Source organism: Hymenobacter coalescens, from assembly GCF_054783195.1.
Genome location: NZ_BAAGRA010000007.1, coordinates 225,384 through 240,448, shown reverse-complemented (window position 1 = coordinate 240,448; position 15,065 = coordinate 225,384). Strand labels below are relative to the sequence as shown.

Annotated in this window: 11 protein-coding genes; 4 read left to right on the top strand and 7 right to left on the bottom strand. The window is 63.0% G+C overall.

The window, feature by feature from the left end; translation table 11 throughout:
• Positions 1-298: 298 nt before the first annotated feature.
• Positions 299-1,411, bottom strand: a complete 1,113-nt coding sequence (locus ACYVKQ_RS06565) for an acyloxyacyl hydrolase (RefSeq protein ID WP_460576870.1) — start codon at positions 1,409-1,411, stop codon at positions 299-301.
• Between the two features lie 255 nt (positions 1,412-1,666).
• On the opposite strand from ACYVKQ_RS06565, the gene ACYVKQ_RS06560 reads away from it, so the two are divergent.
• The 4 genes from ACYVKQ_RS06560 to ACYVKQ_RS06545 all read left to right on the top strand — a co-directional run bounded on the left by ACYVKQ_RS06560 (position 1,667) and on the right by ACYVKQ_RS06545 (position 4,794).
• Positions 1,667-2,416 (top strand): porin family protein, encoded by a 750-nt coding sequence (locus ACYVKQ_RS06560; RefSeq protein WP_460576868.1) that lies wholly within the window; start codon positions 1,667-1,669, stop codon positions 2,414-2,416.
• Between the two features lie 326 nt (positions 2,417-2,742).
• Positions 2,743-3,414, top strand: a complete 672-nt coding sequence (locus ACYVKQ_RS06555) for a porin family protein (protein ID WP_460576866.1) — start codon at positions 2,743-2,745, stop codon at positions 3,412-3,414.
• Between the two features lie 89 nt (positions 3,415-3,503).
• Entirely contained in the window at positions 3,504-4,076 is a 573-nt protein-coding gene (locus tag ACYVKQ_RS06550) for a porin family protein (RefSeq protein WP_460576864.1), read from the top strand.
• Between the two features lie 136 nt (positions 4,077-4,212).
• The gene (locus ACYVKQ_RS06545; RefSeq protein ID WP_460576862.1) at positions 4,213-4,794 is read left to right on the top strand and encodes a porin family protein; all 582 of its coding nucleotides are present in this window, start codon (positions 4,213-4,215) and stop codon (positions 4,792-4,794) included.
• Positions 4,795-4,874: 80 nt separating this feature from the next.
• Here ACYVKQ_RS06545 and ACYVKQ_RS06540 read toward each other — a convergent pair whose 3' ends face one another.
• From ACYVKQ_RS06540 to ACYVKQ_RS06515, 6 genes are all read right to left on the bottom strand, one after another.
• Positions 4,875-6,248 (bottom strand): M20 family dipeptidase, encoded by a 1,374-nt coding sequence (locus tag ACYVKQ_RS06540; RefSeq protein WP_460576860.1) that lies wholly within the window; start codon positions 6,246-6,248, stop codon positions 4,875-4,877.
• 94 nt (positions 6,249-6,342) lie between these two features.
• Positions 6,343-6,948, bottom strand: a complete 606-nt coding sequence (locus ACYVKQ_RS06535) for a hypothetical protein (protein ID WP_460576858.1) — start codon at positions 6,946-6,948, stop codon at positions 6,343-6,345.
• A 12-nt stretch (positions 6,949-6,960) separates the two neighbouring features.
• Positions 6,961-7,602, bottom strand: coding sequence for a glycerol-3-phosphate acyltransferase (gene plsY / locus ACYVKQ_RS06530; RefSeq protein ID WP_460576856.1), 642 nt, complete (start codon positions 7,600-7,602; stop codon positions 6,961-6,963).
• Positions 7,603-7,730: 128 nt separating this feature from the next.
• Positions 7,731-13,238 (bottom strand): hypothetical protein, encoded by a 5,508-nt coding sequence (locus ACYVKQ_RS06525; protein ID WP_460576854.1) that lies wholly within the window; start codon positions 13,236-13,238, stop codon positions 7,731-7,733.
• 273 nt (positions 13,239-13,511) lie between these two features.
• Positions 13,512-14,351 carry a 50S ribosomal protein L11 methyltransferase gene (prmA, locus tag ACYVKQ_RS06520; RefSeq protein WP_460576852.1) on the bottom strand — a complete coding sequence of 280 codons (840 nt, stop codon included), beginning with the start codon at positions 14,349-14,351 and terminating at the stop codon, positions 13,512-13,514.
• Positions 14,352-14,509: 158 nt separating this feature from the next.
• A complete protein-coding gene (locus ACYVKQ_RS06515) occupies positions 14,510-14,893 on the bottom strand; it encodes a DUF6150 family protein (RefSeq protein WP_460576850.1) in 384 nt (127 codons plus the stop codon).
• Positions 14,894-15,065 lie beyond the last annotated feature (172 nt).

Below are 15,065 nucleotides of genomic sequence, written 5' to 3'. Positions count from 1 at the left end.
GCGCCCGGTAGCCGAGGCACGTCCAATACAGCAGGAACAGGCCCGTCAGCAGCACGAATTCGAGGAAAGTCACCGACCTGCGGGCAGTGAGTGAATTGCCCGAAGATGACCTGAAGCAGTTGTGCCAGCGCTGTCCGGCCGGCGCCACTGGTTGCATCAGAAGGCCGCCGAAGCGCCGCCTCACGGGCCCGAACCCTGAGGGCTAAGCTTCCCATGGCCGCGAGTATTGGACTGCCGCCGTGCAAGCGTACCATTCAAGCAGCGCGGGCTGTAGCAGGGGCGCTACGCTTCCACCTGATCAGAGCCTGACACCCAGTTTCCACTCCAGCACGTCAGCGGCCCCGCGGTGCACCTTCAGGTCCACGGCGCCGAACAGACGCTCGGTGAAGTGGTATTTCAGGCCGATGCGCTCGTAGTAGAACTTGTTCGACTTGTAGGGATTGTAGAGGTAAAAGCCCAGGTGCGTGACGACAGCAAGGCGCCCGAACAGCAGCTCGTGCCCCACAAAGGCGCCGGCTTTCTTCACATCGGGCAGGCTGCTGGCGGCGCGGGCCGTGTCGCGCTGCTCTGCCCGCAAGGAGCGGTCGTAGAACCCTTCCAGGCCCACCAGCAGGTTGCTTTTGCGGTTGACGCGCCGCCCACCGGCTACGGTTACAGAATTGACCCAGTAGAGCTGCCGGTCGGACTCGTTGCGCTGCTTCACACCCACGCTGGCGCTCATGTTCAAGAAGTTGCGCCCTACATCAGCCGGCAGATCGTCGGGCAGCAGGGGCAGCGGGGTGAAGCGGCGCCGCTGGTGGTAGTTCAGCCCCACTACCAGCGTCGGCACGTTAATGCCCAGGTTCGGCTTGGCGGTGGCGCCGTTGGAATAGTGGTGCAACGCCACTCCCAGCAGCAGCCCCAACCGGGGCGTCAGGGCCACGTCGTAGTCGGCGCGGGCCTGAATGGTGGCGTTCAGCCGCGAACTGACAAACGTGTTCTTGTGATTCGTGGCCCGGTCGAAGGGAAACGGGAAGTAGCCCACGCCGGTGCCCAGGCGGAAGCTAAGTTCCTGCCGCTCGGTGCGCCAAAAAGCCTTGCTCAGGTAAGCCGTGGCCGCGAAGGAATGGCGCAGCGCCGGGTTGTGGTAATCGTAATACACCAGTGCCAAGCCCACCTTAGGATAACGGTACCAGGCGTGCCAGGGCGCGCGCCCGGTGAGCTGCCGCTGCGCGTTCAGCTCTATTCCGGTGGGGTGGGCCGTGACGAGGTGCTTGACCCGCGGCGAGTGCGCAATGATGAACCCGCCCTGCGCGTACAGCCCCAGTACCAGCGGCTCGGCCGGGGCAGCAGGCGCGGTGGGCTGAGCGCGTAGCCCGAACCCGGCCACCAGCAGAAACAGCAACAGAAACAAACGGGCACTGAGCGACATAGAGAACAAAGCAGGCTGCCACAAAAGTAGGCACGGTGGCCGCAGTGGCCGCAGTGGCGGCGGGGCGAGCGGCGGAAAAGGCGCCGCCGTGCGGGCCAGTACCGGTCCTCATCCAAGATAATACCTGCTGGGGCGCAACATTGGCGGCCACTTTTGCCGTAACAGGGGCAAATCGCGCGGCCTTTAGTACCGTTCAAGCCCAGTAGAGTTGTTGCCGGCGCGCGTCCCTTACCACCCCCTATTCCGAACTTCCCCATGAAAAAGCTCGCACTTTTTGCCCTCACTTCACTGGCTACCGCCTCCCTCGCTCACGCCCAGGATCCGGGCGGATTTCGCATCGGCCTGAAAGCCGGCGCCACGTATTCGAACATCTCCGGCGACAACGTGCAGAGCATCACCGGCGCGAACTACAGCTCGGAGCTAGGCAGCTACAAGCTCGGCTACAACGTCGGCGTGGCCTTCCAGCTCCCCGTCAGCTCCGACGGTTTCTTTGCCATTGCCCCGGAAGTCCTGTATAACCGCAAGGGCTACGAAATTCAGACGCAGACCACCACGGGCCTGCCCCAGGGCGTCGCCAAGATCGAGCAGGAGCAGCAGCGCGTACTGCACTACGTCGATGTGCCGGTGCTGGCCCGCATCAATGCCGGCGGCCTGTTCTTCGAAGCCGGTCCGCAGGTAAGCTACCTGTTCGGCTCGCGCGCCAAGTCGCAGTACACGGAAAAGCGCGCCGACGGCACCAAGGTGAAAGACGAGTCGCGGAGTGAATTCCTCGATTACACCGGCGTTTCGCGCGACGAGGCGTACAAGTCGGACCTGGCGCAGTTTGACATCAGCGGCGTGGCCGGGCTGGGCTACCAGGCCGAAAGCGGCCTGTCGGTGGGGCTGCGCTACGCCCGGGGCTTCAACTCGCTCATCGACACCAAGGACGCCGACAACGAGCCGAAAGCTTTCAACAACGCCTTTACGCTGCAACTGGGCTACATGCTGCCCGTTGGCAGCCGATAACGGAGCGTCCTTCGCTCCTAGTAAAGGCCACCCGGGCATCCGGGTGGCCTTTTTTTCTTTTTCCCACTGACTCTGCGTGATACACCGCAGCCCCCGGCAACCGCGGAAATATTCAATCAGCCTGGCACGTTTATGGTGACTTGGCCGCCGACCGGATTACTTCCGCCCGGTCGGCGGCCACTGCGGCAGCAAGCAAACGAATGCGCCGGCTTTGCTGCCTCAAGCCCCCTGGCTGAATCCAACCTGCAGCGGCAATCCGCGTTGTAGGACCAAAATCGGGCACTGTCGCACCGTTTTTTTTCTCTCACCCATTTTCCTTTACGGCAATGAAACACGCTTTCCTGGCCGCCGCTCTCCTCGCAGGAGCCTCCTTTGCTGCCGCGCCCGCAGCCCACGCCCAAGGTGTGCGCCTGGGCATTAAGGCCGGTGCCAACTACTCCAACCTGGCTGGTGACCTGACCGACGAAGACCGCTACCAAAGCAAAATAGGCCCGCACGGCGGCTTGATGGTCAACATTGGCCTGCTTGACGACGGCTTCCTCTCGCTGCAACCGGAACTCTTATACTCGCAGAAGGGCTTCAAATACGCCGATACGGAGTTTACCATTTTGGGCAATAAGTACAAGTACACTGGCAAGGTCAACTACAACTACTTGGACCTGCCCGTGTTGCTGAAGATCAACGCCGACGGGCCGTTCTTCGAGCTGGGCCCACAGTTTGGCTACCTACTCAGCGTGAGCGACGACGTCAAGACATCCGTTAATGGCCAGACCCAAGGCAATTCCACCGATTACCAAAACCTCGACAACATCAACCGTTTCGAGGTGGGCTACGCGGCTGGCTTTGGCTTCCAGGCCGAGAGCGGTCCGATGATCGGGCTGCGCTACAACGGCAACTTTACAAAGTGGGGCAAGGGTGATTACAGCAGCAACGAGTTCAGCAACGCCCGCAACTCGGTGTTCCAGCTCTACCTCGGCTACCTGTTCGGCGGCAAGTAACCCGCGCTTTTGCCTGCTGCCGGCTCAGGTTGTCGCTCTTGCAGCGCTTCGGCCTACGCGGCGCGGTGCATCCTTACTCCAAACTTTCGATGAAAAAGATGTTTCTGATGCTGGTCCTTTGCCTTGGCTTGGGCACCAGCGGCGCTTTCGCGCAAAGCTTCCGGGTGGGCCTCAAGGCCGGTCCGACTTTCTCCACCTTTACCGGCAAGGACAAGGGCGATGCCCGCTACCTGGTGGGCCTGACCGCCGGCGGCTTCCTCAACCTCGGGCTCACCGACATGCTCTCCTTTCAGCCCGAGCTGCTGTATTCGATGAAGGGCAACCGCTACGACTACACCAGCACGAAAGGTGACATTCGGCTGCACTACATTGATGTCCCGCTGCTGCTGCGCATCGACGCCGACGGCCCCTTTTTCGAGCTCGGTCCGCAGGTGGGCTACCTGCTCAAGGCGACGCAGTCGCCGGATGGCGGCTCCAGCTTCGAGCGCGGCGACTACAACGAGTTTGATGCCGGCTACGTGGTGGGCATTGGCTACCAGGCCGAGAGCGGCCCCAGCGTGGGCCTGCGCTACAACGGCGCCCTGACGCAGCTGCCCAAAGGGCCCGAAAACAAAGTGTACAACTCGGCCATCATGCTGCAAGTGGGCTACCGCTTCGAATAAGCGCCGCCTTGGTTCTTACCCTTTTCACCGCTGCGCCCGGTCTTTGCAAGACCGGGCGCAGTGCGTGGTGGCTCTGGGTAACTCGCGCAGCAATACATTGCCGGCCGGCTGCTTAATTCTTCCTATTACCCTTCGCATGAGAAAAACATTACTGCTGCTCACCCTCTGCCTCGGCGCGAATGGCGTCGCGCAGGCACAAACGCGCCTGGGCATAAAAATCGGGGCAGGCTTGGCCAACATTAGCGGTACGCAACTCGCGGCCGGCGCCAAAAGCATCGTGACGACCCACGGCGGGCTGATGGCCAACATCGCGCTTACGTCGGATGGATTCCTGGCCGTGCAGCCCGAACTGCTGTACTCGCAAAAAGGCTTTGAGGAAAGCTACACCAATACCCCTGCCCTCAGAACCCGCTTTCACTACCTCGACCTGCCGGTACTGGCGCGCATCAATGCCGATGGCTTCATCTTCGAGGCCGGGCCGCAGGCGGGGTATCTGGTAGCGGCCAGCCGGGAGCAGCCCACCGGACCCGGCACGAAAACGAAGTTTACCGGTACCGATGGACTGGAGCGCCTCGACTTTGGCTACGTGGCCGGCGTGGGCTACCAAACCGCCGGGCCTGTGGTGGGCCTGCGCTACAACGGCGGCCTGACTTCGCCCGGCTCCGGCCGCAACTCGGTGTTTCAGCTGTACCTGGGCTATTTTTTCGGCGCGAAATAACGGCTTCGCCTCCCGCCAACGCACAACGCCCGGCCTCCTGCAACTGGAAGCCGGGCGTTGTGCGTTGGCGGGGCAGCGGCTTAGGCCTGCTGCTCCTGCATCAACCGGGTGTAGTGCTGGTAGAACAGCGGAATCGTCTCGATGCCCTTCATGAAGTTGAACACGCCGTAGTGCTCGTTGGGCGAGTGGATGGCGTCCGAGTCCAGGCCGAAGCCGAGCAGCACCGAATCCACGCCCAGCTCCGATTTGAACATGGCCACGATGGGGATAGAACCGCCGCCGCGCGTGGGAATGGGCTTCTTGCCGAAAGTGTCTTCCAGGGCCTGGGCGGCGGCTTTGTAGGCCACCGAGTCGGTGGGCGTCACCACCGGCTCGCCGCCGTGGTGGGGCTTCACCACCACCGTCACGCCTTCGGGGGCAATGCTCTGGAAGTGCTTCTGAAACAGCTCGCTGATTTCCTCCGAGGTCTGGTGCGGCACCAGGCGCATGGAGATTTTGGCGTAGGCCTTGGAGGCAATAACCGTCTTGGCGCCTTCGCCGGTGTAGCCGCCCCAGATGCCGTTCACGTCCAGGGTGGGGCGGATGCTGGTGCGCTCAATCGTGGTATAGCCCTTTTCACCGTAGGTGGCGGGCAGACCAATGCTTTGCTTGTATTCCTCCTCGTTGTAGGGCGCCTTGTTCAGCTCGGCGCGCTCTTCCGTCGTCAGCTCATCCACCTTGTCGTAGAAGCCGGGGATGGTGATGTGGCGGTTCTCGTCGTGCAGGGAGGCAATCATCTTGCACAGCGCGTTGATGGGGTTGTGCACGGCCCCACCGTAGAGGCCGGAGTGCAGGTCGCGGTTGGGGCCGGTCACCTCCACCTCGTGGTAGCTCAGCCCGCGCAGGCCCACCTCGATGCTGGGCGTGTCGTTGGCGATGATGCCCGTGTCGGAGAGCAGCACCACGTCGGCGCGCAGCTTTTCGCGGTTGGCGTTGACGAAGATGCCCAGGTTGTTGGACCCGACTTCCTCCTCGCCCTCAATCATCACCTTCACGTTGCAGGGAACGCCGCCCTGCTGGTTGAGCACCTCAAAGGCCTTGACGTGCATGTACACCTGGCCTTTGTCGTCGCAGGCGCCGCGGGCGTAGATCTTGCCGTCCTTGATGACCGGGTCGAAGGGGCCCGAGGTCCACAGCTCGTAGGGGTCGGCGGGCTGCACGTCGTAGTGGCCGTACACGAGCACGGTGGGCAGCGCCGGGTCGATGAGCTTCTCGCCGTAGACGATGGGGTTGCCGGCCGTCGGGCACAGCTCCACCTTGTCGAGGCCGACTTCTTCCAGGCGCATTTTCAGGTACTCGGCGGCCTTGAGCACGTCGCCGTGGAACTTGGGGTCGGCCGAAACCGACGGGATGCGCAGCCACTCCAGCAGCTCGCTCAGGAAACGGTCCTGGTTCTGGGTCAGGAAAGAGGTCATCGGGTTGGGAAAAGGTGGTCGGGTTGACTAGGGCCGTAAAGGTAGCGGATGGGCCGTAACAGCCCCTAGCCGCTAACTCATTCGCCGCGGGCAGCTACAAAGGATTGCGGGTATCGTTGCGCATTTTCTGAATGCTGGCCGGTTCCTCGAATGGATGCAGCAAGTCAACATCAGGCAGCAACAACCGCCTGACTTTATCATTGGTCTGAATCAGGTAAATGCCCACGAGCAGTTGCGTTATGGATACAACGTCCGCAAACCGGTAAGCCTTTTCGGCTCCGTAGCGTCGGAAATACACATGGTCGTCGGTGCAATACCCGAAGTGAATGAAGTAGCTGATCAGCCCCGAAAGTGCCAGTAGAAAAACAAGGAAGGCCATAGCAGGCACGCCGGCCTCCATCGGCATGCCTCCCGCTCGTGTCCAAGCGGCCACGGCTACTAGAGCGCCAGTGAAGAGGACGGGGACGAAGTACTTTGGCCAGTACGTCGTAACGGAGTGCAGCCGGATACGGGAAGAATCGGCTGGCGAAGCGGCGCGTATTTTGGCCACCGCTACCCACAGTGTCCCGGCAACGATGAGCAGCGGTCCGATATACCGACCCTGGAAAACGTCGGGCCAGCGCATCATATGAAACAGGGTACCTACCGCGCTCAATGCTACCCCGAGGCCGATGGCCACCATTCCACCAATGGTTCGCATGTCCGCCTTGGTTTACTTCGCCCAAGGCAGCGGCACCCGGCTTTCCGTGCCGGCCCGCAGGCGCCCGATGTTGGCGCGGTGGGTGTAAATCAGCAGGGCAGCCAGCACGAAGCCCACGTAAATCAGGAAGTCTTGCGGTGGGGCAAACCAGGGCGTGAGCTGCAGCAGGGCGAACGTCACGCCGGCCGTCATGCTGCTCAGCGACACGTAGCGCGAAATGAGCAGCACTACCACGAACACCAGCAGGCACACGCCCACGGTGGCCGGGGCCACGCCCAGCATCATGCCCAAGATGGTGGCCACGCCCTTGCCGCCCCGGAACTGCGCAAAAACCGGGTAGATGTGGCCGATAACCGCCAGCACCCCGCAGGCCAGGCGGTAGTACACTTCGTGCTCGGGCTCGATGGCGCCCACGCTCACCAGCCACATGGGCAAAAAGTACGCGGCCACGAAGCCCTTCAGCGCGTCCACCAGCAGCACGAAGGAGCCGGGCTTCTTGCCCAGTACCCGGAAGGTGTTGGTGGCGCCCGCGTTGCCGGAGCCGTGCTCCCGCACGTCGAGGCCGTAGAAGCGGCGGCCCACCCAGAGGGCCGTGGGAATGGAGCCGAGCAGGTAAGCCAGCACAAGGGCCAGCGCAAGGTAAGCGTACGTCATAGCGGGAAAAGGGAGTGCAGCCAAAGATAGCGGACGAGGTAGCGCCGCGGGGGTAATACGGGCGTCGGGCATAAAAAAGCAGCCACGACCGGGTGGTCGTGGCTGCTTGCCAGGGCGCGGGCCGGAGCTTACTCGTCGCCGAAGGGGTCGTTTTCGTCCTTCTTCTTGGACTTCTTCTCCTTTTCCTTCTTCGGTTCCTTGGCCGGCTCGGCGGCTTTCTCCTCGGTCGGGGCCGGAGCGGCTTCCTCTTTCTTCTTTTTCTCCTTTTTGCTCGGCTCGGCCGCGGCGGGCTCGGCCGGCGCCGGTTCGGCTGGGGTGTCGGCGGCTACCTCCTTCTCCTTTTTCTTCTTCTCCTTCTTGCTGGGCTCGGGCTCGGCCGTCGGGGTCGAATCGGTGGCGAAGGGGTCGTTGGCGTCGGCCGCGGCTTCCTTCTTCTTTTTCTTCTCCTTCTTGCTGGGCTCGGCCGCCGGGTCAGCGGCGGCATCAGCTGCCGGATCGGTACCGAACTGCTCGTCCTGCGTGTCGGCCTTCTTCTTCTTTTTCTTCGAATCGGACTCCATGTTGTCGAAGTTGCCGGACGGCTGCGGACGGCCGCTGAGCACCTGCTTCTGCGGCTTGGCCTCGCCGAGGTAGTCCTTGCGGAAGTGATTCACGTAGAGCACCTTTTCCTGCTCGTCGCCGAGGAAGAAACCGTAGTCGGTGGCCGTGTTGTAGTCGCCCTTGGCGGCGCGGCCCAGGATTTCGTCGAACTCGCCGTGCTGGGCCTTGGCCAGCAGCTTGTTTTCGGCAAACTTGAAGTAATACCAGGTTTCGGGGTCGGCCTCCAGGTACAGTTCCACGGCGTCGCCGGTGCTTTCCTTCTTGATTTCGATGTAGCCGTCGATCAGGGCGTTGATGTCTTTCTTGCCGATGCTCACCAAACCGATCTTGCCCACCGAGTACCAGGCGTTGTGCTTGTTTGACCACTTCAGGTTCACCTGGCTGAGCACGATGTCGTGGAGGAACTTCGACGAGACCTTCTGCAGCGGCACGTAGTTGCCCGACTTGCGGTTGGCGTAGTCGCTGATGGTCTTGGAGCCAGCAAACTCGCCCAGCTTGTACAGCTCGTTCTGCGAGCCGGACAGCGCCTCGGGCAGGCCCTTGGCGTACTTAGCCATGTCCTCGGCCATGGCTTCGAAGGCCTTATCGGGGAAGTTCAGGTCGAAAGCCAACATGGCGTCGATCTGGTAGCGGCTGGAGTCTACGTTGGCCCGGCCTACGCCCGACGTGGCCAGCGTGTAGTCCTTGTTGGTGCCGATCAGGTTCAGCTTGCCGCGGAAGCCGAGCACGCCCGTCGAGTCGTCCACCGTGAGCACCGAACCCTCAAACACGTCCTGGTCGAGCGCGTCGTGGCGGCTGATGGTGTAGATGCGCTTCTTCGGGTCGTAGGTCAGCGTGCCGTCCACCTCGAAGAGGTTGCCGTCGGTCACGTTGCCCTTGGGCGCCACAAACAGCGGGTACGGCCGGCCGGTGCCCTCGTTCTGGTAGAGGCCCGTCACCATGGGGGTGCCGTCCTCCGCCTTCAGCTCCTTCATCCGGATCTTCACGAACTGCGGGTCGATGCTGTCCTGCACCGGAAACCAGTCGGCGGCCGTCGGCGTCTTGGTGAATTCCAAGCGCGCCTGCCCATCAAAGGCGAAGCCCTTGGCCTGCGAGTTCATGGTTACGCCCCCGCGGTACTGAATGCGCGGCGCGATGCGGAACTTGTCGGTGGCCTTGATGTCGGCCACGGCCAGGGTGGGCGGGGCAGGCGGCGTGTCGTCGTCCTTGTTCTTCTTGATCAGCGACGACTTCTTCTTGCCTTCCCCTTTTACCCCGAGTCCCACCGCGGCGGAGTCGACGGTGAAGTTGGCAAACTTGATGGCGAAGGAGTCGGTGGGCGTCTTGTAGTTGTAGAGGGCGTTGCCGGTGAAAGCCGCGCGGCTCAGCACCTTGATTTCGCCCTTGTACAGGCTGTGAAACTTACCCAGCGTGTCCATCACGATGCCCGCGTTCTGGAAGGCGCGCATTTCGGCGTTGGGCAGCACGTACACGCGGTTCGAGTCGGGCTCGATCCAGGCGTCGGCCGAGGCAATGTAGGGCACGCCGTCGGCCACGAGGCGGTACTTGTTCAGGTCGTACTTGCCGGTGGCGGCGCGGAACTTCAGGCCCTTCTGCTCGGGCTTGAGCGAGTAGAAGTAGGCGCGCGTCGAGTCCTGGCCGGCGGCCACGCGCAGCTGCACGGTCTTTTTCTTAAAGTCCCAGCGGCCACCGCTGAGCGAGGTGCGGTACTGCGAGTAGGGCAGCTCGATAACCGACTTGGTCACGCCCTCGGCGCGGGCAAAGTCGGCGTAGCCGCGCTTGATGTCGTAGGTAAAGGCCACGTCGGGCGCGGTCAGGGCCGGCTTGTTCGGCTCGGCCGACTTTACGCTCACCGTGCCGTTCTCGCCCTTGTACTGGGTGGGCAGGAAGGTGAAAGACTTGGAGCGAATCACCGACTGCGCGTTTTCCATGCGGCCCAGGCCGCCCAGGCCCTTGGGCGTGAGCACGGCGGTGCCTTTGTAGAGGTACGTGGCGTCGTAGAAGCGCATGGCCTCGCCGCCGGGCGCGGTGGAGAGGTACATGGAGTCGGCCTTCACCACCCACTTCATCTGGTAGCCGGGCAGCAGGGCCACCTTCGGGTACTCGGCCCCGTTCAGCGTGCCTTCCTTGATGGCGGCGTTCTTGCCCAGGGTCACCACCGAGTCCTTGTAGAAGATGAACTGGTCGCTGTTGAGCGTGGCCGAGAGGTAATCCAGCTTTCCGTCGCCCTGGATGCCGCGGTTGCTCATCCTCACCTGGTTGTAGAGGCGCGCTTTGCCCCCGTACACCGGGAAACCCTCCTTGGGCACGGCGTAGACGAAGCCCAGGGAGCCGTCGTCCTGCATGGTGAGCTTGGTCTTGAAGTTTGGCAGGATGCCGCCCGACACGAACGTGCCCTTGAAGCCCACCGCCGAGCGGTTGGCGTTGTTCAGGGAATCCAGCTTGAAGGGCGGAATGTCGAAGTAGACGGTCGTGTCGTAGGCGCCGCCGAGTACTTCGGGCTTGTTGAAGAACACGTAGGCGCCCGTGGTGGCGTCGAAGGCCGGGAAGGCACCCAGCTTCTTGCGGCCCGATTTGTTGTTCGGCGCGTTGATGTAGAGGCGGCCGGTGGCTTTGTTGCCCTTGTTGGTCAGCGAGAAGTCGTGCTCCTTGCGGGCGCGCAGGGCCGAGCCCTTGGAGCCCTTGCCCTTCACGATGATGGAGTCAATTTTGAACATGTCGATGTAAAAGCCATCGTAGTCAAACTTGAACTCCTTGCCCTTGAAGATGAAGGCCGAGGCCACCACCGTGCCGTTGAAGTCGATGTTGCGGTTTTTCTGGATGCGCACGATGCTCGAGTCCGGCTTCACAAACACCGTGATGGAGTCGTCGGAGAAGTTGAAGCGGTCCACGCCGCGCACCAGCAGGGTGTTGCTGTTCAGGTTCAGCGAGGCGTTCTGCCCGTTGGCGGCCAGCGACTTGATGGCAATGTGGTCGTAGTCCTTTTTGCCGCGGGCCGAGTTGACGTAGTGCAGGGCCTTGGGCAGCAGCGTGATTTCGCCCGTGATGGGGTCAATGCTCACGTAGCCGTCGCGGGCCAGGCCGGCCACGGCCGAGCGCACGTTGGGCTCCTTGAGTTTGAGGGCGTCTACCAGGTCCTGCACCATGAATTTCTTCACGTTGTTGTGCGTCTGGCTGTAGCCCACCACCATCTGCAAGGGGTGCAGGCGGTTGATGGAGTGGATCTGCTGAAAGCGCGTGTTGGTGTAGAACTCCTTGGACTCAAAGCCCGCCGTCACCTGGTTTTTGGCCGTCAGCGTCTGAAAGTTGATGCTAGGTGTGCGCACGTTCCACGTCAGCTGCTCAGCCGATAACTCCATCTGGTGGTAGGAGTCGTAGTAGGGCGTGGTTTTGTAGAGGCCCTCCTCGCGGGCCAGCAGCAGCACCTGCCGGGGCTTGGAGTACTTGAGCTTGGCGCCGGGGTGGGTAATGGAGTCGGCTTTGTCCTCGAAGATGGTAATGGCGGCGCGGCTGGCCGAAATCAGCGTGTCGCCGAGCTGGTAGCTGCGCGAAGCGGCCCGGAAGCGCGGCTTGCCCTCGTAGCTCACCGTGATGCGCGACAGGGAGCCGTCGAGCGTAGCCGAGTACATCTTGCTGCCGTTCAGCGAGAAGCCGCCCTGGTAGGTGATGTTGTCGCCGATGTTTTTGACGCGCGCGTCGTTGGTCAGCGACACGAAGCGCGGGTAGCCGGTGTCGCCGCCCCCTTTTTTCTGCACGGCTTTGTAGGCCAGGGCGCCTTTCACGGGGGCCTCCAGCACGGCCGGGTAGGTCAGCGTCACGGGCTCCGCCTTGAACTCGGGCCTGTTAACGTCGAAATCGTAGGCGCCCAGCTCGGCCGTGAGCGGGTTGTTGTTGATCTGCCAGCCGAAGGTGCCGCCCTGCCCCACAAATTTGTTGGTACCCGTCACCAGCGTGCCGCTGGTTTTCTGAATCACCACCGAGTCGTAGGCCGTGGCCAGCACGATGTCGGCATCCTTCACCACGATAACCGGCCCGCGGGTGCTCGGGGCCATGTATGTATCCACGTAGCCGGTGCCGGCCTGCGGGGTAGCCGGCTCGTCCTTCCACTCCTCGGCCGGCTTGATGGGCTCCGGCGTCTTGGGCGTGGCCGCGGGCTTGGCGGCGGTGGTTTTCTTGGCCGGCGCGGGGGCTTTCTTCTTCGCGGGTGCGCCCCAGCCGTCGTCGGAGCTGGAGCCCCAGCCGCCGGTGTCCCAGCTGCCGGAGTCCCAGTCGTCCCAGCCGCTGCTCTTTTTCTTGGGCGCAGGCTTGGGCTTAGGCTTCGCGGCGGGCTTGGGAGCGGCCTTGGCCGGCGCGGCTTTGGCCGGCTCCGGCGCTTTCACGGGTTCGGGTTTGGGCTCGGGCTTGGGGGCTCCCCAGCCCGAGCCGGTGGCCGGCGCGCCGCCGGGGTAGTCGTTGTCGTTGTAGGCGAAGGTGACGGCCGAGCTGTTGGCCAGGCGCAGGCGGTTGTAGCGGGAGCTGTAGAGCTGCCGCGTCTTGAGAAACTGCGTGGTGCTGGTGACAAACATCTCCAGCTCCTTCAGGTCCTGGGGCACCAGGGCCTTGCCGGTTACGTCCAGCAGCTGGTCGGTCTGCTGATCCGACAGCGGCTGCTGGCCCTGCTTGGCGGCCAGCAGCAGGCCCCAGAAGGCCTCCAGGTGCGGGCGCGGCTTGAGGCGGCGCTCCTGCATCTTGCGGGCCAGCTCGATGACCTTGGCCTGCTGCGAGGCGGTGAGCTTGTTGGAGCCCCACAGCTGGCGCAGCTGCTCGGCCTGCGCAATGGCGCCGGGGTTCTTGGTAGCCGTCATCACGGCCACCACTTCCCCGATGAAGGTGGTGGGGTCGGTACTGAACGGGCCGCTGCCTGGGCGAGCAGCGGCGGTAGGTGCGGGTGGAGTAGTGGCGGGCGAGGTTTGCGGCTTGGCCGTCTGAGCGCGGCCCGTAGCCGCCGACCCCCAGGCCAGTAACGCGCAAAGCCCCCACGCAGCGAATTGCTTCATACAGATGCCTTAAGGCGGAATTATCCGCCTACAATTTCCGAAAAAGTTGGCGGACTTCCCGCCCCCATGATTGTCAATGGTTTGCCGCCTTGGTTGCATCCCATTGTGGCTGGTCAGGATGCCGTGGACGGCCCCCGAACGCCCTACCGCGGCGGTACGGTGCTGCCCCGCTACAACTTTGCCAAAGTGCCGGGCCGGGGCCACGAAAAAGGCCCGGCCGACCTGCGTCGACCGGGCCCCAATGGCGCGGCAGGCGGCTTTCCCGCTCCGGCCCTAAGCTTTCGTGAAGATGGCTGATACCCAGTGGTTGCGCACGCGGTGCGACGCGTAGCGGAAGCCGGCGCGCTCGGCCGCTTCGCGGATCAGGTGCAGGTCCTCCTCGTAGAAGCCCGAGAAGATGATGGGGCCGCCGGGCTGCAGGTAACGGTAGTAGGCGTCCATGTCGTCGAGCAGCACGTTGCGGTTGATGTTGGCCAGGATCAGGTCGAAGGGCTCCTCCCCTTCCAGCGCCGAAATGTCGCCGAGGCGGGCTTCCACCTTGTCCTGCACGTTGTTTTCCAGGGCGTTGTCGGCCGCGTTTTCGGCCGTCCAGGGCTCCACGTCCACGGCCAGCACGTGCGTAGCCCCGAGGTGCACGGCCATGATGGCCAGGATGCCGGTACCGCAGCCCATGTCGAGCACACGCTTGCCCTGGTGGTCCACGGTGAGCTGGTTTTCAATCATCAGCGCCGTGGTGTTGTGGTGGCCGGTGCCAAACGACATGCGCGGCATAATCACGATGTCGTAGGGCAGATCGGGCCGGGCCGCGTGGAAGGGCGCCCGCACCGACACCTGCTCGCCGATGACCAGCGGCTCGAAGTTCTTTTCCCACTCCGTGTTCCAGTTCTGGCGCGTAATGACGCGGCTTTCGGCCGTGGGCGTGCCCTCGGGCCAGTCGGCGTACTTGTCGATGATGGCCTGGGTGGCTTCCGCATCGAAGGCGTCTTCGGTGGTGTAGGCGTAGAAGCCCTGCTCGTTTTCTTCGAAGGTGTCGAAGCTGAGCTGGCCCAGCTCGGCAATGAGGATATCGGCCAGATCGGCCGGGGCAGTAACGCGCAGTTCGATGAAGTCCATGTCTGTAATTGGGCGAAGGAAGGAATGGGCTGACGTGCTCGTGCACACCGCCGAGCGCATTCGGGGGTGCAAAGATGCGGCGGTTTTTCGGGGCGGCGCGCAAAAAAGCCGCCCCGGCCAGGTGGCACGGGGCGGCTCGCGGCGGAACTCGGGCGGCCTTAGTCTTTGCGGCAGCCGGCGAAGGAGCGCACCTTGGTGTAGTAAATGCCGAAATCGGCGAAGGAGCGGTTATCGGTGACAAGCACCGTGTAGTCGGCAAAGTCGCGGGCCTCGGTGATGTACCACAGGCCGGGTTTGTCGGCAAAGAGCTTGTTGGCTTCCTCGTACACCACCAGGTTGGCAAAAGCCTCCTGCTGCTCCACATACACCGTGGCCGAGCAGAAGCCGCGGCGGCGCGGGTCGCGCTCCAGGTAAATGGTGCCGTAGAGCTTGCAGGGGTCGGCGTAGCCGCCGCTCTGGCGCACGGCCGGCGGCCGCGGCGCGGTGGCGGCCGCGGCGGGCTGCCACCAGAGCAGGGCCGATACCAGGGTAGTCAGGAGCATAATCGGGAGCGGAAAAGGACTTACCGCCGAGACAAGGACCGCGCCGGTTTTGTTCGGGCCGGCGTCAGCGCGTGACTAGCCTGGCAATTGGTATGTTAGTTTACCAAGCCAACGGGAAAGTCCAAAATCCCTTTTGAAATAGGAAACCTGCTTACTACCTTCTGAATAAGGG